Here is a 22686-nt window from a genome sequence, read left to right on the forward strand (position 1 = left end):
AAGTATAGAATTAAATTGTGAAATGCAAATGAAAGTACATATTTTTTTAACTGAAAGGCGCTAATATCACTTCGAGCCCATCAAGTTCTGGGGTTATAGGTATTTGACAACCCAATCGGCTGTTGGGTTTTACGTGGAAAGCTTCAGAAAGCATCGCTTGTTCTTCTTCCCCCATTTCGGGGAGCGTTACCGCCTCTTCATTCTGCACATAGCACTGACAAGAGGCACACATAGCCATACCCCCACATACGCCTATCTCGCCGTCTTGGGCAATCTCGTAGGCGCGCATTACCTCCATTAAGGACATATTCATATCAGTAGGGGCTTCTATTTCGTATAGAAGCCCCTCTCTGTCGGTTATTTTTAGATGTATATCAGTCATTATTTGAAATATTCTATTTTGCGGATACGTGCACAGATAGGTTTGCCGTTTTCGTACATTAGCACTTGCGTCCAATTGCCCATTTTGTCGAATGAATAACGGTATTTATAATCGAATTCGGGAGTAGTATAGGCCGTTAGCAGGTTGTGCTCGTCGAATACTTTGGTTGAAGCGACAGAGGTACGAGTCTTTACCACTTGCGTTTCGCCCGACTTGTTAAACATATAATTTGTTTCTACATAGAAGTTAGGGTCGTCATTAGCCGTGCAAATGCTCTGTATAAGTCGCCCCGCTTTGTTGTATTTATACGTACAAACGGTTTCTTGTTTAGCTTCGTTTAAGAAAGTAGCTTTAGAGAGTCGTCCCTCTTTATCGTATTCGTTTTGTGTTTTTAAGAATACGTTTTTCTCTAATACTTTATCTTCAGTAGCTGCTACTTTGTTTATATTGTTATAGGTATACGATTTTTCGCGCGTGTATTCGGGGCGTATTTTCTTCTCTAAAATGAGGTTTTTCTCTTCGTAGCGCTGAATGTCTTTTTCTAAAGCAGATACGCTCGCCACTTTGTTTTTCTCTATACAGTTGCCCCAATCGTCATACTTATAGGTGATAGTAATGAGCCAAGTATCGCCGTCATACTCGTCTATTTTTACTAACTGATTTTTCTCATTGTAAAAATATTTGCGGTCTACCGTAAACTCGCCATCACCAGTTGTAAATACTGATTGACTTCTGTTAATATGTCCGTTTTTGTCATAGAAAAAACGCATCCCACCAAAAGGCTGGTCTTCAGCATTGTAAGTTATTATCTCTAAATTCTTGCCCGAATTATCGAAGATATAGGCTATATTAGTTTTAGAAGATTTTGTTGCGTCTTTTTCAAGTCCCCACTCTTCGGCATAGGGAAAAACATTGTAGTTCTTATCATCGAATTTCTTTTCGCCTTTAGGGTCGGGTTCTAATAAAAAAGAGAAGTCTTCTACTTTTTTTATTTTCCCTTTCATTAGCAGTGTTTTGCTGCTAAGGGTGTCTATTTGTGCTTGTAGCGAAGCAGAAAATGCTAAAAAGATACTTGCTAATAGTACATTTATACTCTTCATTTTTATTTTTATTTTTAGTAGTCTCTTTGAATTTAGAAAATTAATCAATCGATTTTATTACCGCTTTTTCAGCCTCTTTGCGAGTGCCGTCGAAGCCATCAATACCCACTACTGTAGTGTATTTGAGTACATACTTTTTGTTGGGATAGATGCGGTTATACACACTTTGGCACATTAGGGTAGCTTCGTGAAAGCCACAAAGTATAAGTTTTAGCTTGCCAGGGTAAGTATTTACGTCGCCTATAGCGTATACCCCCTCTATGCAAGTTTGATAATCTAAAGCATTATTCACTTTTACTGCATTCTTTTCTATCTCAACCCCCCAAGTAGCTATAGGGCCTAATTTAGGGGTAAGCCCGAAAAGAGGTATAAAAGCATCAGCAATAAGTTCTTCTTTATTGCCCCCCTCTTGCTCTAAAACTACCTTTTCTAATTGGTTTTCTCCTACAAGCCCTACCACTTCGTAAGGCGTTTTGAGATTGATTTTGCCCGCAGCTTTTAGGACTTTTACCTTTTCAACCGAATCTAAAGCCCCTCTGAACTCATTGCGCCTATGCACTAAGGTAACTGAGGCCGTATTTACTTTTTCGGCTAAATAGATACTCCAATCGAGAGCAGAGTCGCCACCCCCTGCTATTACTATGTGTTTGCCCGCATAACTTTCGGGGTTCTTTACAAAATAAGCTACCCCTTTGCCCTCGTATTGCGCTATATTTTCAAGCTCAGGCTTACGAGGCTCGAAAGTACCTAATCCGCCAGCAATAGCTACAGCCTTCCCTTTAACTTGCGTACCAGCATCGGTAGTAACAATGAAAGTGCCATCATCATTTTTAGTCAGGGTCATAGCGGTTTCGCCTAAGGTAAATTCAGGCTGATACTGCTTAATTTGCTCCATTAGGTTGTCTACCAACTCAAGAGCCCCCACGCTAGGGTAACCAGGGATGTCGAAAATAGGCTTCTTGGGGTACAGCTCTGTCAGCTGTCCGCCTACTTGGGGTAGGGTGTCAATAAGGTGACACTTCAAGCGCAGCAATCCTGCCTCGAAAACCGCAAAAAGTCCTGTGGGGCCTGCCCCTATGATGATGATATCTGTCTCTTTCATTATTAAATGATTTTGTGCAAAGGTACAAAATAATTATTAATTAGCAAATTTACCCATTAGTGAATTTGTTCTAACGACTACCCCCTAACGAGCGTCTGTGCTTTTTCGAGGGCTTCGGCTATGCCTTCGGGGTTTTTACCGCCTGCTGTAGCAAAGAAAGGCTGTCCGCCGCCGCCGCCGTGTATGTATTTGCCTAATTCTCTTACTATTTTGCCGGCATCTAACCCTTTGGTTTGGGCAAGCTCTTTGCCGATATAGCACAATAATAAGGCTTTGCCTTCGTATGCTGAACCGAATAAGATAAACGGATTTTCTACCTCATTGCCTAACTGAAAAGCGAGGTCTTTGAGGGTAGCAGTATCTAAATCGAGTTGTTTGATAAGGCATTGCACCCCATTGATAGTAGCAAATTCGTTTTTCAAAGATACTTTTAGATTCTTAGCTTGCTCTTTCTTCAGTAGCTCTAACTCTTTTTGCAGTTGGGCATTCTCTTCTTGTAGGTGTACAATAGCTTTGATAGGGTCTTGTGCGTTTTTGAGGGTAGATTTGATATTATCGACTAACTTTTCTTGCTCTGCAAAGTACTTCATAGCCCCTCCAGAAGTGATAGCTTCTATCCTACGGATACCAGCTGCAACGGCTCCTTCTGAAAGGATTTTGAAGAACCATATATCACCAGTATTTTTTACGTGAGTACCTCCACAAAGCTCTCTACTGTCGCCGAATTGTATCATTCGCACGTGGTCGCCATATTTTTCGCCAAATAGCGCCATAGCCCCCGCTTCTATCGCTTGTTGTATAGGTATATTGCGGTGTTCTTGTAATGGTATCTTTTCCCAAATACGTCTGTTTACTATGCGTTCTACTTCTCTTAATTCTTCATCAGTCATTTTAGCAAAGTGAGAGAAGTCGAAACGAAGGGTTTCTGGCGATACGCGAGACCCTTTTTGCTCTACGTGCGTACCCAATACCTCGCGCAAGGCTTGGTGCAATAGGTGGGTAGCACTGTGGTTAGCCTCCGCCAACTGACGCGACAACGGATGTACTTCCGCTTTAAATGGGTCGGTTAGGTTTTCGGGCAAGTGCTCTGCTATGTGTATGATAAGGTTGTTCTCCTTTTTAGTGTCTAATATGTATACCAACTCGCCATTAGCCGACTGTAGCGTACCTTTGTCGCCTACTTGTCCGCCCCCTTCAGCATAGAAAGGCGTAGTGTTGAACACCAATTGGTAGTGAGTGCCGTCTTTTTGGCTCTCCACTTTGCGGTATTTCACAAGGCGTACTACAGCCTCTAAGGTATCGTAGCCGATAAACTCTTCTTCTTCGTCATCGCGAAGGACAACCCAGTCGCCTGCTTTTACTTGGGCAGCTGCACGTGAACGCTCTTTTTGCTTTTGTAGGTTCTCTTCAAAGCCTGCCTCGTCTAAAGTCAATCCTTTTTCAGAGAGGATAAGAGCGGTTAAATCTTTAGGGAAACCGTAAGTGTCGTATAACTCGAAAGCTTTGCTACCTGACAACTGCTTATTAGTAGTGTTTTGTATCATCACATCGAGCATTAGCAATCCTTGTTCGAGCGTGCGCAAGAAAGAGTTTTCCTCTTCTTTTATCACATTCATAATGATAAATGCCTGCTTTTCTAATTCGGGGAAAGTGCTGCCCATCTGTTTGGTGAGCGTTTCTACCAGCTTATAGATAAAAGGTTCTTTTTGGTTTAAGAAAGTGAAACCATAGCGGATAGCACGACGCAAAATACGGCGTATTACATAACCAGCTCCGTTATTAGAAGGCAGCTGTCCGTCGGCTATGGCAAAAGCCACCGCCCTAATATGGTCTGAAATCACGCGAATGGCAATATTTATCTGCTCTTGTTCGGCACTTACATTGCTGCCGCTATAGTATTTGCTTTTGGTTATCTCTTCTACTTTTTGAATTAGCGGAGTAAATACATCGGTGTCGTAGTTAGATTGCTTTTTCTGCAATACCATACAGAGGCGCTCGAAGCCCATACCTGTATCCACGTTTTTAGAAGGGAGTTTTTCGAGGCTGCCATCGGCTTTGCGGTTGAACTCCATAAATACGTTGTTCCAAATCTCAATCACTTGAGGGTGGTCATTATTGACCAAGTCGCGCCCTGCTATTTTGGCCTTTTCTTCGTCAGAACGAATATCTACGTGTATCTCGGTACAAGGGCCACAAGGACCTTGATCGCCCATTTCCCAGAAGTTATCTTTCTTATTTCCGAGTAAAATGTGGTCTTCAGCGATACGTTCTTTCCATATGTCGTAGGCTTCTTGGTCGAAAGGCACGCCCTCTTCCTCACTACCTTCAAATACCGTTACGTATAGGTGTTCTTTTGGTATTTTATATACTTCAGTGAGCAGTTCCCACGCCCAGCTAATGGCTTCTTTTTTGAAGTAGTCGCCAAAAGACCAGTTGCCGAGCATCTCGAACATCGTATGGTGATAGGTATCGCGCCCTACCTCTTCGAGGTCGTTGTGCTTACCTGATACACGTAAACACTTTTGAGTATCTACCACACGTGTTTGTTTGGGTTTAGCATTGCCGAGGAAAAACTCTTTAAACTGGTTCATACCTGCGTTAGTGAACATCAGGGTAGGGTCGTTTTTAATAACCATAGGAGCAGAAGGAACGATGGTATGTCCTTTGCTCTCAAAGAATTTTAGGAATTGCTGTCTTATTTCTTGTGAAGTCATATATTTTCGATTAACGGTAAAATAATATTGAGGCTGCAAAAGTAGTAATTTTATACGTAACAAGCAAAAAGTTATAGTTTTTTATTAAATGGTAGAGTTCAGTTTTTCTTCGCTTATCCTTCGCTCATTGTTCGCTCATCGTTCGGTGTAGGTATATCTGAAGTAAAGGGAAAATAAATTGTCGAAGGATATTTATTATTTGTTATTAATTTGTATCTTTGCCGCGATTAATTCTAAATAACGATTTTTATGAGAGAACTTTTTATAGGATGCCTTGTGCTTATGGGGCTTACTATGAGGGCACAGACGAATGTCTTGCTGACCGAGGCGTATTGGAAGCAGAAGCCTTCGGTAGCACAAGTGCAACAAGCTATAGCTGAAGGCAATAGTCCGACAGCTTTTAACGCTCGTGCTTTTGATGCTACTTCTATGGCCATACTTAATGCTGCTCCTTATGAAACTATTACTTATCTTATTGATTTAGAAGGGAATGGTATAAATAAAATCACTCACGATAAGCGTACTTACCTGCACTGGGCTGCTTTTCAGAATAATCAGCCTGTGATGAAATACCTTATCAGTAAGGGTGCTGATATAAATCGTCGTGACTCTCGTCAGTATACTCCTATACTTTTTGCTGCCGTAGGGGGACAGACAGATAAGGAGCTTTATGAATTACTGCTGAAAAGTGGAGCGAACCTAAAAGAAACCAATTCTGATGGTGCCAACCTCTTGTTGATGCTCATTCCTCACCTAAAAGACCTCAAACAGGCTGATTATTTCATTAAAAAAGGACTGAAACTCACTTCTACAGACACAAATGGGAATAATGCTATCTATTATGCTGCTACAATGGGCAATAAAAGTATAATAGAAGCTCTGATAAAGAAGAAAATAAACCTTAAAAATGTAAATAAGAAGGGTGAAAATGCGTTTTTTGGAGCTGCCAGAGGTTTTAGACGTACTGCTAATAAACGTGATTTCTTTGAATATTTAGAACAATTGGGGGTAAAACCTAATCAGGTGAATAGTGATGGTATAACACCACTTTATATAGTGGCAGGTAAAAATCGCGATACAGAGGTACTCTCTTATCTTTTGGAGAAAGGTAATGACCCAGCTCAAGCTAATAATGAGGGTAGAACGCCTCTTATGAATGCAGCTGCCCTCAATACCCCTGAAATCGCAGCCCTCTTGCTTAATGCTGCGAATAATATTAACGCTCGAAGCAAAGAAGGGTATACGGCTCTGCAATTGGCTTTTGAAAATAATAGTTTGCCTATGGTAGACTTACTGATAAGCAAAGGGGCTGATATACAGATGGTTGATAACGAGGGTAATACGCTTTATCACACAGCTGTAAAAAGAGGTAAATTAGAATTTTTAGAAAAATTGAGTGCTTATCCACTCGATATAAATAAGAAGAATAATGAGGGGCTTTCTCCGTTGCAAAAAGCTGTTATGATAGCTAAGAATGTGGAAGTGATAAACTTTTTACTTAGTAAAGGGGCAGACAAAAACGTTCTTACTGATTTAGGTGAGACAGTATATGAATTAGCTAAAGAAAACGAAGCCCTTAAAGGAATAAATGTTGAAATTTTAAAATAGTAATTTAGATGAAAAAGAAATACTTAATAACTGCTTTAGTAGCTGTAGTGGCTTTGCTTACAGCGTCATTTGTACAACAGACAACGTCTAAAAAATACAAATGCTTAATACAACTTACTAATTATAAAGGAGATGGGGCTTATATTGTAGCCTCGCTGATAAACCCTCAAGGGAAATACGAACAGACCTTACAGGTGCTTGGTGATGACCCTGAGTGGTATAGTGAACTAACTGAGTGGTGGAAGTTTTATGGCAAGCGGCAAACTATTGATGGTATCACAGGAGCTACAATTAGTGGGGGAGAGCGTGCAGTAAGAGTGATTACCATAGAAGATAGTAAGCTGAATAAAGGTTATAAAATACGCTTTGAAACAGCAGTAGAAGATAATAAATATTATACTCAGGATGCTGAAGTAGAGCTTAAAACAGAAAATCTTAACACAAAGATAAATGGTAAAGGCTATATAAGATATGTAAGAATAATGGCGAATGATTAATCATTCGCCATTATTAATTTCATATTTTTAGCTTTTTCCATCATAAAAGCCTTAGCAGCTTGGTATTCATTAGGTATTTTTCCTTCTAATATGGCTTCTTTGATAGCTTCTTTTAGAACGCCTACTGGTTGTGAAGGGGGTAATCCAAAAGTTTGCATTATTTCTTCTCCAGAGATAGGAGGTTGGAAGTTGCGAATATGATCTTTTTCTTCTACTTCTACTACTTTTTGACGCACTATCTGAAAATTATCGTGATATTTTTTAAACTTTTTAGGGTTTTTAGTAGTGATGTCGGCTTCGCAGAGTGTCATTAGGTCTTCAAATTCTTCTCCTGCATCAAATACTAAACGCCTTACAGCTGAGTCAGTAACGATGTCTTCAGCAATAACAATAGGGCGTGAACTCATCTTTACTATTTTCTGCACGTACTTCATTTTGTCATTCAGTGGCATACGTAGTCTTTTGAAAAGGTGGTATACCATCTTACTGCCTACGAATTCGTGTCCGTGAAATGTCCAGCCAATTTTCTTGTCAAAGCGTTTGGTAGGAGCTTTGCCTATGTCGTGTAGTAGTGCAGCCCAGCGCAACCATAAGTTATCGGTATGTTCTGCTATATTGTCTACCACTTCCAAAGTATGCCAAAAGTTATCCTTATGCCTTTGTCCGTCTTGCTCTTGTACTCCTTGTAGGGCAATAAGTTCAGGCAGTATATAGTGCAATAATTCGGTTTCGTATAAGAGTTTTAGTCCGATAGAGGGTTTAGCAGCTAATAATATCTTATGCAGTTCATCTACTATGCGCTCGTTAGAGATGATTTGTAGTCGCTCTTTGTTTTTGCTAATAGCATTAAGTGAAGTATCTTCTATCTGAAAGTTTAGTTGTGTAGCAAATCTGATAGCACGCATCATACGAAGAGGGTCGTCTGAGTAGGTAATATCAGGGTCTAAAGGAGTACGAATGAGCTTTCTTTCTAAGTCGCCTAAACCATCAAACGGATCTATCAACTCGCCAAAAGTATCTTTGTTGAGCGAGAAAGCCATAGCGTTAATGGTAAAGTCACGCCTATTTTGGTCGTCTTGTAGTGTGCCACTCTCTACATAAGGTTTGCGCGAATTAGACTCATAGCTTTCGCGTCTTGCCCCTACAAACTCAATGTCTAAACCATCTGCTTTTATCATAGCGGTACCAAAGTTCTTAAACACCGATACTTTGGGGCTATTAGGCAATTGCTCAGCTACTTTTTCAGCTAATGAAATACCACTGCCGATGGAGACGATGTCAATATCTTTAGGCAATTTTTTTTGCAGTAAAAAATCGCGAACAAAGCCACCAATTACATAGCTTTCCAATGCCATTTGGCTGGAAATAGTACTTATTAGAGAGAAAATAGGGTTAGAGAGCGCGTTAGAATAATTCATTAGAATTCGTTGATAGTTTTGCGAATGGCAACCAATCGCGTTAAAAGTCCTTCAAGTAGGTCAAGGTGTAGCATATTAGCCCCATCGCTTAGAGCATTAGCAGGGTCGAAATGGGTTTCTATAAATAGTCCATCAGCATTGTTTACAATAGCAGCTCGAGCTATAGTTTCAATCATATCAGGTCTGCCTCCTGTTACTCCTGTCTGCTGGTTAGGCTGTTGTAAAGAGTGAGTTACATCCATTATTACAGGGGCAAACTGCCGCATCGTAGGGATACCCCTAAAATCAACAATTAGGTCTTGGTAACCAAACATTGTACCTCTATCGGTGATGAGGGCTTTTTTGTTGCCACTATCGAAAACCTTTTGTACCGCAAACTGCATACTTTCAGGACTCATAAACTGTCCTTTTTTTAGGTTTACTACCTTGCCTGTTTCAGCAGCCGCTACTACTAAGTCAGTTTGGCGTACTAAGAAAGCCGGTATCTGCAGTACATCTACATATTCGGCAGCAAGGGCAGCATCACTTACTTGGTGAATGTCGGTAACAGTAGGCACACCGAAAGTTTGTCCTACTTTTTGCAATATTTTTAGTGCTTTCTCATCACCTATGCCGGTAAATGAATCAATCCTACTTCTGTTAGCTTTTTTAAAACTTCCTTTGAAAGTGTAAGGAATATTCAGTTTATGAGTGATAGTAACAATGCGTTCAGCTATTTTCATAGCCATTTCCTCTCCTTCTATGGCACAAGGACCTGCTAAGAGGAAAAAATTATCTTCTTTATTTAACATTTTGTTTTAGATATTAGGGTTATAAAAGTACTCATTATGAGTTTGTTTGTTGTCATTAGGGTCAGCGTTGGGTGTTGTTGTTTTTTGCTCGTTATGTATGGGTGTTTCAGTAGTAAATAACATTGTTTTGATATTGGTAGTAAACAGATTGACAGCTATGGCTAATAGTATCACTCCAAAGAAGTTGTGAACAACAGTAGTACCCTGTTTGCCCAAATACTTCTCTATTCGTTCTGATGATCTAAGAACTAAATACACGATGATAATGTTGATAATAATAGCCATAATGATATTTTCAACTTCGTATTTAGCTCTGAGTGACAATACTGTAGTAAGAGAGCCAGCCCCCGCTACTATAGGGAAAGCAAGAGGAATAATAGAGGCAGATTCAGGGGTAGTACCTTTGTATAAAGTAATACCTAAAATCATTTCTAAAGCTAAGAAAAACAGAATGAAAGACCCCGCAACAGCAAAGGCTTCAACCGTTACACCAAATAGATTCAGCAATTGCTTGCCTATAAATAAGAAAAGTACTAATAAGACGCCTGCCACAATAGCGGTTTTTTCGGATTGTATGCGTCCTGCTTTCTTACGTAGATTGATGATAATAGGTACACTCCCGATAATATCAATTACCGCAAATAGTACCATAGTAGCAGAGACTATCTCCACTATGTCAAAATGTAGATTCATAAAAAATTAAAATTTGCCGCAAAGGTAAAAAACAATTGGCAATTTAGCAAATTAGCTTTGCTCTCCAAGCCGAAATACCTCCTAACAGACATACCCCTCCTATAGCATAATATACAAAGTCAGGGGTAATGATTTGTTCGCCCGAAGCATAACTATGCATGCCGCTGAGGTAAAAATTCACCCCAAAATAGGTCATCAGTATACTGAAGTAAGCTATTACACTGGCAAAGTTAAATACCCAACGGTGTTGCATTTTTGGTATTAACCGTAGGTGAATCACTAAACCATATATCATTATGCTGATAAGTGCCCATGTTTCTTTAGGATCCCACCCCCAGTAGCGTCCCCAGCTCTCATTTGCCCACATTGCACCTAAAAAATTGCCAATGGTTAGCATTACCAATCCTACGGTTAGTGATAGTTCATTTACTATGGTTAGTTCTTCTTGTATAGCTTTGAGTTTGGCGGCATTCTTTCGAGTAGTTATTATCATCAGTCCTAAATTGATGATACCCAATATCATACCCAGTGTAAAAGGACCATAGCTGCCCACTATTATTGCTACGTGTAGCATCAGCCAATAACTATTTAGTACAGGCTGTAGGGTACCGATGGCAGGATCCATCCAATTCCAATGGGCAATCATCAGAATCATAGAAGTTACAAAAGCAGTAGCGGCTACTGTTAAGGGCGATCGTCTTGTGAATACTAAACCAGCCCCCATAGCTGACCACCCTACATATATCATACTCTCATAAGCATCGCTGAAAGGGGCGTGCCCCGATATGTACCAGCGGGCTATCAGTCCCAGTGTGTGTGCGATGAAGAAAATCCACAAGATGAAAATACCTATTTTAGTAAATAGATTGAAAATGCGATGCTGAATGAAAATCTGTAGTAATAACACTATAAAGAGCAGTGTACCTACATATAAATAGCCTTGAAAAAGCTGCTCAAAGATGTTTATCTTATTATACCATAGTTCTACTGCCACTTTTGTAGGCGAAGGCAATACCTTTGCTGAATAAAGTTCTTGCTGCAAATGTATGTTGTCTAATACTTTTTCAGCACGGCTATAGTCACCAGTGTTTATACCTTCGCGTACTAAGATAAGATAAGCAGGCAGTGCATTTTTTACAAATTGTTTGTACTGTGTGTCACTTATCAAAAGAGTGTCGCGTACATAGTCTAACTCCGAAATCCAACGGTGGTTATCAGAGTGGGGTAGGGGGAATATTTTAAAAATATCACCATATAATGCTCTGTTTAGTAAGCTAATACGTTGATCTACTTCTTTGAAATCTTTCTGAAATTGGTTAGGGTTATTGGTGCTATATATGTCGTTTAGTAAGGGGGCGAGTTTATATTGCCCTTTAGCATCAAATAGGTTATTTGGTTGAATCCATTTGCGCCCTTCTGCTACATTCAGAAAGCGATGCAGACTATCATTGGCTTTTTTTACATATATAATCTCTTCTTGCATCCACGCCTGTGGGCTTAGCAACATAGAAAGCAGTGCTTGGTCGGCATTCATCCCTTTGTAAGTGTCGTGTTTGCTCAATTTTCTGAGCAGTTCAGACGAAAAAGTGTTGATAGGCTTAAACCTCCCATCATCTTGAATAAGCAAAGTTCCAAATTTGGCTGCGTGTGCCTTGTCGGGTACCGGTAACTCATTTTGTGCAGAGGCTACTGCAGCATATAACAATAGGAGCAATACTGCGAGACTACGTTTTTGCTGAAGAGTGCGCAACTGTTGATTGAGTCTTTTAAACCTTGATTTTCCTACCCACATAAAAGCTAATAGTCCTCCAAAAAGTAGTATATAGCCCGTATAAGTAACAAGTGTACCCCAGAAATCGTGATTTACTGATAAGATAGTACCTTTTTCATCTGGGTGAAATGACGATTGAAATAGGCGATAACCCTTGTAGTTGAGTATGTGGTTCATATAAATATCTTCAGCAAAGGTCTCATCTTTGCTGCTTACAGTTACTTTGCTTTTGAAAGACGAATAACTATTTTCAGTACCTGGGTATTTCTCAGCTATAAAGTCGTTTAGCTTAATACTAAAAGGCATCGCCACATAGATACTCCCATAGCTTAGATGAAAGTCCAATTGGTTGAGCTTTACTGTTACAGGCGGATGTACCATTCCTTTGCGCCCCATAACAGTTACTTGTTGCCGCTCATTTCCTGATGATATTTCCAGGGTTAGGGCATTCATTCCTTGGGTTGGTGCTGAAAAACTAATGTATTTTATCTCAAAAGGTTTCCCTTTGAAGTCAGAAGCCCAGCGGTAATGATTTTGCGTGTGTATTGAGAAGAGCACTTCCTTTTGTTGCTTTTTTCGCAGCGGTTGTCCTTCAAATATACCATCTACCATTGCTGTGATATAAGTGCGGTCTGACAAATAAGAGTCAGTAGTTTCACCTTCGCGTAATGATAGAGTACCTTCATCGCTAATATAACGGGTAATTCCAGCCCCTATGATGATAAAAATCCATGCTAAATGGAGTACAAGCACTGCCCAATTTTGTTTTTTTAACAACTGAAAACGCTTGATATTTCCTATAAAATTGATGACAAAAAGCAGTGTAATAACTTCAAACCACCAAGTGTTATACACCCAAATACGTGCTGCTTCCATATCGTAGCTATTTTCTATGAAAGTGCCTGCAGCCATAGCGATAGCATAACCTATAAAAAGCACTGCCATCAGCTTAGTAGAATAAATAAAAGAAAATATTTTTCGTATCATAGCAAGGGCAAAGGTACAAAACTATTAATAATTAGCAATTAAAAAATAACTAATAAATAGCTAAATAATCGGCAAAATGCTAATTTTCAGCAAAAAAGTTTGTATTTCAAAAAATAGTTGTACATTTGTGCGATTATTATTACTAAAAAGAAAATGGAAAAATTTGGAGATATCATCAATGTGAATACCCCTGTACTTATTTGTTTTTACTCTGAAGGGATAGAAAACTCATTGCGTATGGACAGCGAATTGCGCGAAGTATCAGCTGCACTCAAAGATCGCGTAAAGGTAGTAAAAGTAGAGATAAATAGGAATAAGGAACTTAGTAAAGCATTAAAAATAAGCACTTTGCCTACAGTTATTATCTTCAATAACTTTAGTCTTATTTGGCGTGGAGAGGGCTTTAGAGATAGTAAAGAACTACTAATGGAGCTTAACAAATTCTTGTAGTTTGTTATTTATCATTAATGATAAGCCCCACTACTAAATCGTAGCTATCAATGCCGGCACTTTGTTTGTTGGCTTTCAGAAAAATATCATAGCTGGACTTGAATACAGGTTCAGCTTTATTTTTGTATTGTTGCCAGAAAAGGCGTACTTCTTTGTAATTTTCCAAAATGCCTTTGCGTACTTGCGCGTAATAATTGTCGTATTTTTCAGGAGAAACTTTTGCAACTTCTGATAGTAGATAACGCAAAGCAAAAAGAGCGGCACTATATCTGAAATAAGGATTTTCTATCTTCTTAGCTGCCAAATATCCTAAATAATTAGCTTCTTCTTCAGCAGCATAACCCATTTGGTGGGCTACCTCGTGGCAAGCTGTCACAGGGATAGCATAACCTACCATTTTGCGGTTTACTTGTGCCTCGTTAGTAAAAGGATTTAGGTAGCCACTGTAGCCCATATAAGTAAGTAACTTGCTGTATAATGATGGTTTCACACTCTTGATAGCGTGAAAATCGGTAATACCATTTTTTTCTAGAGGATAAGCTTCGTGAGCGATACGGTAAATTTCATCGTGGGTGAAAGGTAACGTTACCTTAGTACTATCATTGAGGGCTAATTGTTGGTGCAATGCATTGGCACGAACTATAGCTTCCTCAGTAGCCTTATACAGCTGAGCTTCAGTGTAAGTAGTACTGATGCCAAGTCGTTCTGATAAGGGCATTCTAAAGTAGTTGAATCCCCATAAGATAAAGAAAGACAATGCAATACGAATGACCTTGCTCGCTACTTTATCAAGAGCCCAAAGCGGTTTTTTCCATAGTTTGCTAAAATGCTTTATACTACCAATAATGATACTCACAAAGAAAAGTGTATAAAGCACATCACCCATAGAAAAGGGCACCCATCCAAAGGCTAAATGTAGCAGTTTTGCGATAAAAGGATAGATCCCTTCACTATAAAACCACTCAGTAAAGGTAGGAAAGTATCTGAAAATGAACCAAAATGCTATAAGAATAGCAAAAATACTGTATTTGCGAACTATTTTCTTTCTTTCCATAACCTAAAAACTTTATTATTTAGTGTCTTTACCCTCTAAATCACGCTCGTATTGCTTTACTTCTTTCAGTTGTTCTACTATTTTTTCAATAGTTTCTTTCTTGTCTATCTCAATGGGTATTTCTACTTTAGTGTATTCCCAACGGATAACCAAGTTGAGCTTCTCATTAGAGAGGGTCTCAAACGAAAACTCAAGTGATTCTTGCAAATCTTTAGTTTGTGTAACCGGAACAGTAAATTCTATAGCATTTTCATTAGGGTCATAGCTATAAGCGCCCCACGCATTAGCATCGTAGTTGAGCATAATTGTCCATTGGTGAGCTTCAGGTATTGCAAAGATAGCATAATCACCTTTTTTTACAGGCTTTCCTCCAAATTTTACTGGCTGTAAGAAAGAAATACTAGTAGCCTGATTAGCACCCAATCGCCATACTTTGCCAAAGGGTACTAACTCCCCAAATATTTTACGACCTCGCACACTTGGGCGACCATAGTCTACTGTAATCTGGCTTACCGAAAACTGCTGTGTAATCACTTGGCGCGGACTCGCCATAGGGTAACTAAAATTTTGTCCGTATGAGGCTAAGCTTAAGCAAAAACCTACTGCTATAAGTATCTTTTTCATATTATTCAAAGTTAAGACAGAATAAGAACCCCCTCGTTTTTAAGCCATTGAGGTTGCCCGTCCAACGGCTGTTAGGGTCGTAGTCAGGTACTAACTCATTATTGATAGAAAACAAAGCTCTTACCGAAGGTGATACCCTAAAATAATGAGTATAGAAATCGAACCCAAAGCCGAATTCATAGAAAAATACGTTTTTAGTAGAGCGGAAAGTTCTATCGCTGTTGTCTATCGTTAGATTAGCATTACTGCTGAGGTTGAAAACCATAGAGGCTCCTGCAGTTACATAAGGCTTTACATTATACCAACGATCGGCACTAAACTTCAGTAACAGAGGTATGTAGATATAAGTAGAAGGCACTTCGCGTACAGCATCTCTATTTTCAGTAAAGTTGGGGAAAGTAAGCACGCGCTTGTTGTATACCAACCCCGGTTCAATACGTAGGTCAATATACTTGATGAGCCTTGCTTGTCCTGTAAGCCCTACATTAAAACCTATTTTTCGCTCGTTTTGTATCTCTTGTAGCTGTGGGTTGTTATAGTTTAGCTCTTTGTAATCGATTTTAAAATCAAAAGTATTGGCACCAAAATAATAGCCCCACTGAAAGCGTTTTTCGTCAAAATGCTCTAAGTTAATCATAGGTTGTTTAAACTGTGCATAGAGGTGAAATCCGCCTATAAACACAAACAACAGCAATAGAGTTCTTTTCAGTTTATTATTCATTATTATTTTATTTTCTATTTATTTGCAATATAAATGGTAGCGACGCCACCCAAAGTTTTAGGGTAATACTTAGTTTGCTGATAGCCTACTTTGTTTAATATCTCTTGAAACTTCTTCCCATACGGAAAGTGTATTGCCGAGTTAGATAGGTATCGGTAGGCAGAGCGGTCTTTAGAAAACAACTTACCTACCAAAGGCATCACATAGTTAGTATACAGATGATACCCTTGCCTAAAGGGGAACTTCTCAGGCACTGAGGTTTCTAAGACTACCAACCGACCATTAGGTTTTAACACACGTCTAATTTCAGAAAGTCCTTTTTCTAAATCTTCAAAGTTACGCACCCCAAATCCTACTGTTACGGCATCAAAGGTCTCATCAGCAAAGGGCAGTTGCTCACTATCGCCTTGTACTAAGGTAATGCGGTCAGCAAGATTGCGCTTTGCTACCTTTTCGCGCCCTACTGATAGCATTCCCTCTGAGATGTCTAACCCAGTGATTTTCAACCCTTTTATTTCAGTGAGAGCAATGGCCAAATCACCTGTACCTGTAGCGACATCTAATACAGCTGTAGGGTGTATTTCAGCTACTTTCTGTACCACAAACTTACGCCATTTTATATCCGAACCCCAAGAAATAACACGGTTTAGTCCGTCATACGTACCCGATATGGTGTTAAACATTTGGGTAACCTGTTGTTTTTTGCCTTGTGCCGAATTTTCATAAGGAGTAACTGTGTTTGCTGACATACGATGCGTAATTTTTTGCAAAAATTGAAACTAAATTTATAATCTCTTCAAGATAAAGAAAATACAGGAATTACAATAAGAGTAGGTAACGATTTAGTAATGGTTCTTATTTCATTTGATTATACCTATTTTCTCAGTAACTTCTGGGTGCAAAGATACAACATCTTGACAAAATAACCAAAAAAAATTACCTTTGCACACGCAAACGTGCGCTGCTGCACGGGCTTCTATGGAAGCCCGTGCAGCAGCGCACGTTTGCGTGGAGCTAATTGTAAATCTTTTATTTAGCTATTTAAAAAAATGAAAAAAAAATAAAGTTTGCGTATGTCATTGTTTTTTCGTAATATAGCACAAATTTAAATACATTTATCATGTTTAACGTGTTTTTACACCAATTGGCTGTAAGAGAACGCCAAATCACGCTGGATGGATCCGCCGTGGTTAAAGAATCTTTAGAAATGGTACAATTCCTAAAAGACCTCTTAAAGAAGGTCAAGGAAGAGGTACTGCAACGAGGTTTTGCTGACCAAGCAGAAGAGATATACTTCTTCCGCGAGGTACAACCTCAAATGGTTAGCAGACTCATTTTCTACAATGAGGTTTACCAGATAGAAAGTAAAGCAACTTTACTCTCTACTGAGGCTGCTAAAAAGTTTCTAAAAGACAAAGAAGCCCAATGGTTTAAAGAGTCAGAGACTTTAGAAGCAACCGATTTCTTTAGTTACATTGCTTTAGGAAGAACTAATCGCGATGTAGAGTATTTTACTCGCAATTATGATTACCTTCCTCAAAGCAATGAGGGGTATTTGTTTTCTTTTGATGGAGCCTTTTCTACCTGTCGTAGCTTTGAAGTTGCTAAGATAGGGGCTGTCAAGGAACTCTCCGATTATCTTTTTTTTTCGTACTGAAGTTAAAGAAGAAAAACTATTTTTAGAAGCACTAAATCTTCAGTGGACAGGCAAAAAAAGCCAACTAGTAGAACTCATCTATGGATTACATTCTGTTGGATGTATCTCTTATGGAAAACTCCCTATTAGTCAGATTACCAAAGTCTTTGAGAAGCTCTTTAAGGTAGAATTAGCAGAGCAGTACCATGTTTTCCATCGTATGAAAGGACGTTCAAAAAGTCTCACCCCTTTCCTTGATGAAGTAAAAGCCTCTTTACTGGTTTATATAAACAACTCCGATCAAAAGTAGTTTTGCTAACTTCAAATAAAAACGTTTGAACATTGTTTAATCAGTTTTTTAGGGAAATAGACAGTTTCCCTTTTTTAGGGAGAAGGATTTTTAATCAAATATTATATTCATTATTTTCAATTTAACTCTTCTATAGAAACTCCCTACACACACTTTTACCTCCATTTCTCAAAAAAGCCCATTATACCCCATTGGCATTTTTTAGACATTTCTTCCTATAAAAGTAGTTTATACTCCAAAAATACGTTACAATTATTTTGTAATACACTCATAACTAATAAAATAAATAAAAATCACTTCAACTGCGTTAAAATGCACATTTCAATGGGTAGTGCTTGGCAGTTTATGTTTGGTATTTGTCAGAACTTTGCCGCCGAGAATTTAACCCTATACGCAATGAATTTAATCACCATTGAAGAATCTGCTTGGAAAGCCCTTATGGAGCAACTCCAAAGCATTGAAAACCAACTCAAGCAAGAGCCTATTGAGTGGGATAGTTTGTGGCTCAACCAAAAAGAAATCTGTCTATATCTCCATCTAAGTGAGAAAACCCTATGGCGAATGCGCAAACGCAATGAAATCACTTACTCCAAAATCTATGGACAATATTTCTATACTTTGGGAAGCATTCGCAAACTCCTTATCAGTCAATCGGTAGAAAACACTGAAAGCTACCTGCAATCCCTCACTCAAAAAGCCAAAGGTTATGTTGAAAAAGCAAGATATTTTAAGTAGAACCGAAGGAGGACTACAGGTCTTCCAGCACTATCTACAAGGCAACTGGCGAGTAGGTAAAAACTTTAAAAACCCTTTCTATGACGATAAAAATGCTTCCTGCAATATCTATAAGGACAAACAAGGCATTTATAAAATGAAAGATTTTGGCAACGATACTTTTAGGGGTGACTGTTTTTTCTTAGTAGGTTACCTCTATCAATTGGATTGCCGAAATGCCTCTGACTTTATTGAAATCCTAAAAATTATCAATCGAGATTTACATCTGGGTTTAGAGGAATCCACCTCTATAATTACACAAAAACCTCCAATACCTCCCACTATCACCATAGAAAGTACTATCCCAGAAACCAAAAAATCTATCTCTTATCAATTTACCCAAAAACCTTTTACCCAAGAAGAGTTAGCCTATTGGCAGAAATACGGCATCACCCAAGAAATCCTAAACAAATACAACGTGATCTCTCTGCAAAGCTATTCAAGCACCAATAAAGACGGCAAACCTTACACTATTGCCTCCACCTATAATGAGTGGATGTTTGCTTACCTTTTTAAAAAGCATTTAAAGGTCTATCGTCCCTTTTCTAAACTGCGTTTTCTCTATGGAGGTAATCCCGAAAACTATTGCTTTGGTGAGTCTCAGCTACCTCTACAAGGCGACATTCTTTTTATCACCGCAGGCGAAAAAGATGTAATGAGCTTAGCCAGTAGAGGCTTTTCGGCTATCTGTTTTAATAGTGAAACAGTTCTCATTCCTTTACAAAAACTCCAAAAGCTAAAAATGAGATTCCGACATTTAGTCCTTTTGTTCGATAGCGACGAAACAGGAAAAAGAGCCTCCTTAGAGCAACAAGCCCAATTAGCACCTTTAGAAGTATTTCGTTTGGTCTTACCTCTTTCAGGCACTAAAAGGGATAAAGATATATCTGATTATTTTGCGCAAGGCAAAACGGGTAGAGACCTATTACAACTCTTTTATCAGACCCTTAGCAAACACTATGAAGAAAGCCTATCCCTACTTAAAAACTGCGAAATTCAATGGGATAAACCTCCCCAAAAACAAGAGACTATCATCTCGATTGGCAAAACTCCTGTGGGGGTGCAGAGTAGTTTATTGGGTATTACAGGAGGCGAAGGTACAGGCAAAAGTCATTATGTAAGTGCCCTCATTGCAGGTTGTCTTAACAGTAAGAACCTACCTATTGACACATTGGGCACAACGCTACTGCCTTGCCCCAAAGATAAAGTGGTGCTATTTTTCGATACAGAACAGTCTCAAGACCAACTCTATCAAAACATCAGCAAACTGCTTAAAAGAGCTAAACTAACCTCTCTTCCTGATTTGCTACACGCCTTTTGCCTCACCCAACTCCCTCGCAGAGAGCGATTAAAGGTCATTCGTGAGGGCTTAGAGAGTTTTTACTACCAATGTGCAGGAGTGCATTTGGTGGTCATCGATGGCATAGCCGACCTTATTGGAGCTGTGAATAATGAGCAAGAAAGTGTGGAACTCATAGAAGAGCTTTACCTTTTGGCAGGTAATTACAAAACCTGTATTGTATGTGTGTTACACCTCACCCCCAGCGGACTTAAACTCCGAGGTCATTTAGGCTCTGAACTACAACGCAAAGCAACAGCAGTGCTTTCTATCGAAGGGGAGAAGAACAGTCCTATCTCAGCGGTCAAACCGATGAAAATACGCAATGGCAGTCTTAGCGATACCCCACAAATACTTTTTAGATGGAACAATGAGCTGGGAATGCACAGTTATGTAGGTAATCAGAAAAACGAAGACCAAAAACCCAATAAAGCCAGTACCTTAGCCTCGTTAGTTTCTCCTCTTTTTAAAGAGCGAACTTTGTGGACAGTCCAAGAGCTGAACATAGAAATTCAAAAACGAACTGATGTAAAGGAACGCACCGCAAAAGGTTATATCCGCACCTTAAAAGAAATGGGCATTTTAGTTCCTCAAGAGGGAAATGACCAACTCTTAGGAATGGGCAGTGTGCTAAAAGAACTTTTGGAGGATAACAAGAACTCACAAGGATAAGAAGAACTTTTAGATGTTCTAAGATTAAGACCTAACAATCGAAATATTAAACAAATATAAATATAAAAAATGGAAATCGACAGAATAGAATTTATAGCGTGGATGGAACGCATTATGGATCGTTTTGATTTGCTTAAAGAGCAAATAGACAAAGCCGAAAAACGCAAAAACAGCTTGGATGGTGAGGAACTCTTGGATAATCAAGACTTGATGCTCACCTTTAAAATCTCTGCACGTTCCCTGCAAAGGTATCGCTCCAATGGCAAACTGCCTTATTATACCATATCAGGCAAAATATACTACAAGCTCTCGGATGTACATCAATTTATCCGAGAACATTTCAGTGTGCCAGTAACAGCTTTAAAAGCCAAAAACGGAAATACTATGCCTAAAAAGGACAGCCTCTCTTAGACGTCTTACAAAGGGAGTAATTTTACCCCCAAATTAAAAAAGATGTTTAAATAATGGCAGAAAATCAACACGCCGATACGGCAAATTACGACAATCAAATCCCAGTGGATGAACAACTATCTGATATCCTACTGGTATTTGACAAAGAAGAAAAACAGCTTAAGGCTGTAAAAGGAATTGATGAGAAAGGAGAGTTAAAAACGGCTCCTGCTGACAGCAAATCCTTGGATGACTTTATGAAAGTAGACAAGCAAGGTAATATGCTATCTAATTTCTTTAGCAACTTTATGCGTCAAGTCCAGAACCCTTCTCGTTTTTCTTTCTTTAAAATACCGATAGAAAAATCGGTAAATACGATAGAAAAACTCCAAAACCATTTGGCAAAGCTCACTGAAAAGGGTAAGGAATACCTCAAGAAGTACGAAGTATCTCCTGAGCAGTATATCAAACAAGAGCAAAAAGCAGCTACTCTAAAACAAGAAGGAGAGACTGCCGTTGCTCAGACCCCTCCTGAAGCTCCTGCTCAAGCACAAGTACAAGAAGCTCCTGCTCAAGTGCAAGCACAAGAAGCTCCTGCTCAAGTGCAAGCACAAGAAGCTCCTGCTCAGGCACAAGCACAAGAAGCTCCTGCTCAGGCACAAGCACAAAGTACTCCTGCCCAAGAGGAACTCAAGTACAACCCTGATGCTATTGATTGGGAAACGTTACAAAATTTAGGGGTGAGTCGAGAGTCTTTAGAGAAGAGGAACCTATTAGAGCCCCTCTTAAAAGGTTATAAAACCAATGAGCTGGTGCCTATTAGTTTCAATTTAGGTTCTACAGTAACCCGTTTTGATGCTCGTCTGTCCCTAAGGGAAGTTGATGGAAAAGTAGCAGTAGCCATTCACGGGATGCGTAAGGAACCACAATTGGATTATCCTTTCTTTGGTCACGAGTTTTCAGAAGAGGATAAAAAGAACCTGCTTACCACAGGAAATATGGGACGTACAGTTGAGCTTACCAATAGTAAAACTCAAGAGAAAATCCCTTCTATTATCAGTATTGATAGGCTCACCAATGAAATCATTGCCTTGCGCAGTGAACATATCAAAGTCCCCGATGAAATCAAAGGAGTCAAACTCTCCCAGGAGCAAAAACAAACGCTCAAAGAAGGCAAGCCTCTGTTTGTCGAGGGAATGACCTCTAAAAAAGGAGAGCCTTTTAACGCAACCGTGCAGTTCAATGCCGACAAGCGTTATGTGGAATTTCTCTTTGAAGACAAAGCTCCTAAACTTGCTAATCAAGAGAAACTCACTGAGGCTCCTACAGTCATACGAGGAGTAACTCTTACCGAAGAGCAACACAAGGAACTGAGCAAGGGTAATCCTGTTTATTTAGAAGGCTTACAGAGCAAAGCAGGTAAAACTTATAGCGGTTATTTTACTTTTGACAAGGACAAAGGCAAGGTAGAGATGAGCTTTAACAATCCTCAAAAGGACATTACTGATAAAGTTTCTTCTAACAAACAAAAAGCTGAAACTTCTAAAGCTAAAGAAGAAAAACGCCCTCAAAAGCAATCAGAAAAAACAGCTCAAAAAGAAACTAGTAAGAAGTCCAAGGGACGCAAAGTATAACTCTAATTTTTAACCTCAA

20 protein-coding genes and 1 pseudogene are annotated in these 22686 nt (G+C 39.2%); 9 read left to right on the forward strand and 12 right to left on the reverse strand.

Translation table 11 applies throughout. The features are described from left to right. Positions 1-46: 46 nt before the first annotated feature. The 4 genes from FOC45_RS04245 to alaS all read right to left on the reverse strand — a co-directional run bounded on the left by FOC45_RS04245 (position 47) and on the right by alaS (position 5298). Positions 47-382 carry a 2Fe-2S iron-sulfur cluster-binding protein gene (locus FOC45_RS04245; RefSeq protein WP_009388971.1) on the reverse strand — a complete coding sequence of 112 codons (336 nt, stop codon included), beginning with the start codon at positions 380-382 and terminating at the stop codon, positions 47-49. Beyond that, the gene (locus FOC45_RS04250; protein WP_034539818.1) at positions 382-1482 is read right to left on the reverse strand and encodes a hypothetical protein; all 1101 of its coding nucleotides are present in this window, start codon (positions 1480-1482) and stop codon (positions 382-384) included. The genes FOC45_RS04245 and FOC45_RS04250 overlap by 1 nt, the downstream gene beginning before the upstream one ends. A 40-nt stretch (positions 1483-1522) precedes the next feature. Beyond that, positions 1523-2584 carry an NAD(P)/FAD-dependent oxidoreductase gene (locus FOC45_RS04255; RefSeq protein WP_009388979.1) on the reverse strand — a complete coding sequence of 354 codons (1062 nt, stop codon included), beginning with the start codon at positions 2582-2584 and terminating at the stop codon, positions 1523-1525. A gap of 77 nt (positions 2585-2661) precedes the next feature. Then, the gene (gene alaS, locus FOC45_RS04260; RefSeq protein ID WP_009388981.1) at positions 2662-5298 is read right to left on the reverse strand and encodes an alanine--tRNA ligase; all 2637 of its coding nucleotides are present in this window, start codon (positions 5296-5298) and stop codon (positions 2662-2664) included. Positions 5299-5547: 249 nt separating this feature from the next. Between alaS and FOC45_RS04265 the strand changes: the two genes are divergently transcribed. Together FOC45_RS04265 and FOC45_RS04270 are read left to right on the forward strand one after the other, a co-directional pair. Then, positions 5548-6906 (forward strand): ankyrin repeat domain-containing protein, encoded by a 1359-nt coding sequence (locus FOC45_RS04265; RefSeq protein WP_009388983.1) that lies wholly within the window; start codon positions 5548-5550, stop codon positions 6904-6906. A gap of 8 nt (positions 6907-6914) precedes the next feature. Beyond that, on the forward strand, positions 6915-7403 hold the full coding sequence (locus tag FOC45_RS04270; RefSeq protein ID WP_009388984.1) for a DUF2271 domain-containing protein: 489 nt from the start codon (positions 6915-6917) through the stop codon (positions 7401-7403). On the opposite strand, the gene FOC45_RS04275 is transcribed toward FOC45_RS04270, so the two are convergent. From FOC45_RS04275 to ccsA, 4 genes and pseudogenes are all read right to left on the reverse strand, one after another. Further along, positions 7400-8821 carry a CCA tRNA nucleotidyltransferase gene (locus FOC45_RS04275; protein WP_009388985.1) on the reverse strand — a complete coding sequence of 474 codons (1422 nt, stop codon included), beginning with the start codon at positions 8819-8821 and terminating at the stop codon, positions 7400-7402. The genes FOC45_RS04270 and FOC45_RS04275 overlap by 4 nt on opposite strands. Then, positions 8821-9612: a 3-deoxy-8-phosphooctulonate synthase gene (kdsA, locus tag FOC45_RS04280; protein ID WP_009388988.1), complete on the reverse strand. Its 792-nt coding sequence runs from the start codon at positions 9610-9612 to the stop codon at positions 8821-8823. The genes FOC45_RS04275 and kdsA overlap by 1 nt, the downstream gene beginning before the upstream one ends. Positions 9613-9726: 114 nt before the next feature. Then, positions 9727-10305 (reverse strand): annotated as a pseudogene (locus FOC45_RS04285) (MarC family protein); the annotation flags it as partial. A gap of 43 nt (positions 10306-10348) precedes the next feature. Beyond that, positions 10349-13021, reverse strand: coding sequence for a cytochrome c biogenesis protein (gene ccsA / locus FOC45_RS04290; protein ID WP_084063419.1), 2673 nt, complete (start codon positions 13019-13021; stop codon positions 10349-10351). A gap of 195 nt (positions 13022-13216) precedes the next feature. On the opposite strand from ccsA, the gene FOC45_RS04295 reads away from it, so the two are divergent. Beyond that, positions 13217-13513: a co-chaperone YbbN gene (locus FOC45_RS04295; protein ID WP_009388993.1), complete on the forward strand. Its 297-nt coding sequence runs from the start codon at positions 13217-13219 to the stop codon at positions 13511-13513. Between the two features lie 4 nt (positions 13514-13517). Here FOC45_RS04295 and FOC45_RS04300 read toward each other — a convergent pair whose 3' ends face one another. Genes FOC45_RS04300 through ubiE form a run of 4 tightly spaced genes read right to left on the reverse strand, consistent with a single transcriptional unit; the run spans position 13518 to position 16661 of the window. After that, the gene (locus FOC45_RS04300) at positions 13518-14567 is read right to left on the reverse strand and encodes a DUF3810 domain-containing protein (RefSeq protein ID WP_009388995.1); all 1050 of its coding nucleotides are present in this window, start codon (positions 14565-14567) and stop codon (positions 13518-13520) included. A gap of 15 nt (positions 14568-14582) precedes the next feature. Further along, positions 14583-15191, reverse strand: coding sequence for a DUF2911 domain-containing protein (locus tag FOC45_RS04305; protein ID WP_009388997.1), 609 nt, complete (start codon positions 15189-15191; stop codon positions 14583-14585). A 1-nt stretch (position 15192) separates the two neighbouring features. Further along, entirely contained in the window at positions 15193-15912 is a 720-nt protein-coding gene (locus FOC45_RS04310) for a porin family protein (protein ID WP_009388999.1), read from the reverse strand. 14 nt (positions 15913-15926) lie between these two features. After that, positions 15927-16661, reverse strand: coding sequence for a bifunctional demethylmenaquinone methyltransferase/2-methoxy-6-polyprenyl-1,4-benzoquinol methylase UbiE (gene ubiE, locus FOC45_RS04315; protein WP_009389001.1), 735 nt, complete (start codon positions 16659-16661; stop codon positions 15927-15929). Between the two features lie 371 nt (positions 16662-17032). Here ubiE and FOC45_RS12160 point away from each other — a divergent pair, with 371 nt between their 5' ends. The 6 genes from FOC45_RS12160 to FOC45_RS04345 all read left to right on the forward strand — a co-directional run bounded on the left by FOC45_RS12160 (position 17033) and on the right by FOC45_RS04345 (position 22667). Next, positions 17033-17569 carry an RteC domain-containing protein gene (locus FOC45_RS12160; RefSeq protein ID WP_009389002.1) on the forward strand — a complete coding sequence of 179 codons (537 nt, stop codon included), beginning with the start codon at positions 17033-17035 and terminating at the stop codon, positions 17567-17569. Then, the gene (locus FOC45_RS12165; protein WP_052141367.1) at positions 17550-17858 is read left to right on the forward strand and encodes an RteC domain-containing protein; all 309 of its coding nucleotides are present in this window, start codon (positions 17550-17552) and stop codon (positions 17856-17858) included. The genes FOC45_RS12160 and FOC45_RS12165 overlap by 20 nt, the downstream gene beginning before the upstream one ends. 324 nt (positions 17859-18182) lie before the next feature. After that, positions 18183-18593 (forward strand): helix-turn-helix domain-containing protein, encoded by a 411-nt coding sequence (locus FOC45_RS04330; RefSeq protein ID WP_009389004.1) that lies wholly within the window; start codon positions 18183-18185, stop codon positions 18591-18593. Beyond that, a complete protein-coding gene (locus FOC45_RS04335) occupies positions 18565-20643 on the forward strand; it encodes a bifunctional DNA primase/helicase (protein WP_009389006.1) in 2079 nt (692 codons plus the stop codon). The genes FOC45_RS04330 and FOC45_RS04335 overlap by 29 nt, the downstream gene beginning before the upstream one ends. A 69-nt stretch (positions 20644-20712) precedes the next feature. Then, the gene (locus FOC45_RS04340; RefSeq protein ID WP_009389008.1) at positions 20713-21054 is read left to right on the forward strand and encodes a helix-turn-helix domain-containing protein; all 342 of its coding nucleotides are present in this window, start codon (positions 20713-20715) and stop codon (positions 21052-21054) included. 53 nt (positions 21055-21107) lie between these two features. After that, positions 21108-22667 (forward strand): DUF3945 domain-containing protein, encoded by a 1560-nt coding sequence (locus FOC45_RS04345; protein ID WP_034539814.1) that lies wholly within the window; start codon positions 21108-21110, stop codon positions 22665-22667. Positions 22668-22686: the final 19 nt, after the last annotated feature.

The organism is Capnocytophaga sp. FDAARGOS_737, from assembly GCF_009730375.1.
In the GTDB taxonomy this organism is placed as follows: Bacteria; Bacteroidota; Bacteroidia; order Flavobacteriales; family Flavobacteriaceae; genus Capnocytophaga; species Capnocytophaga leadbetteri.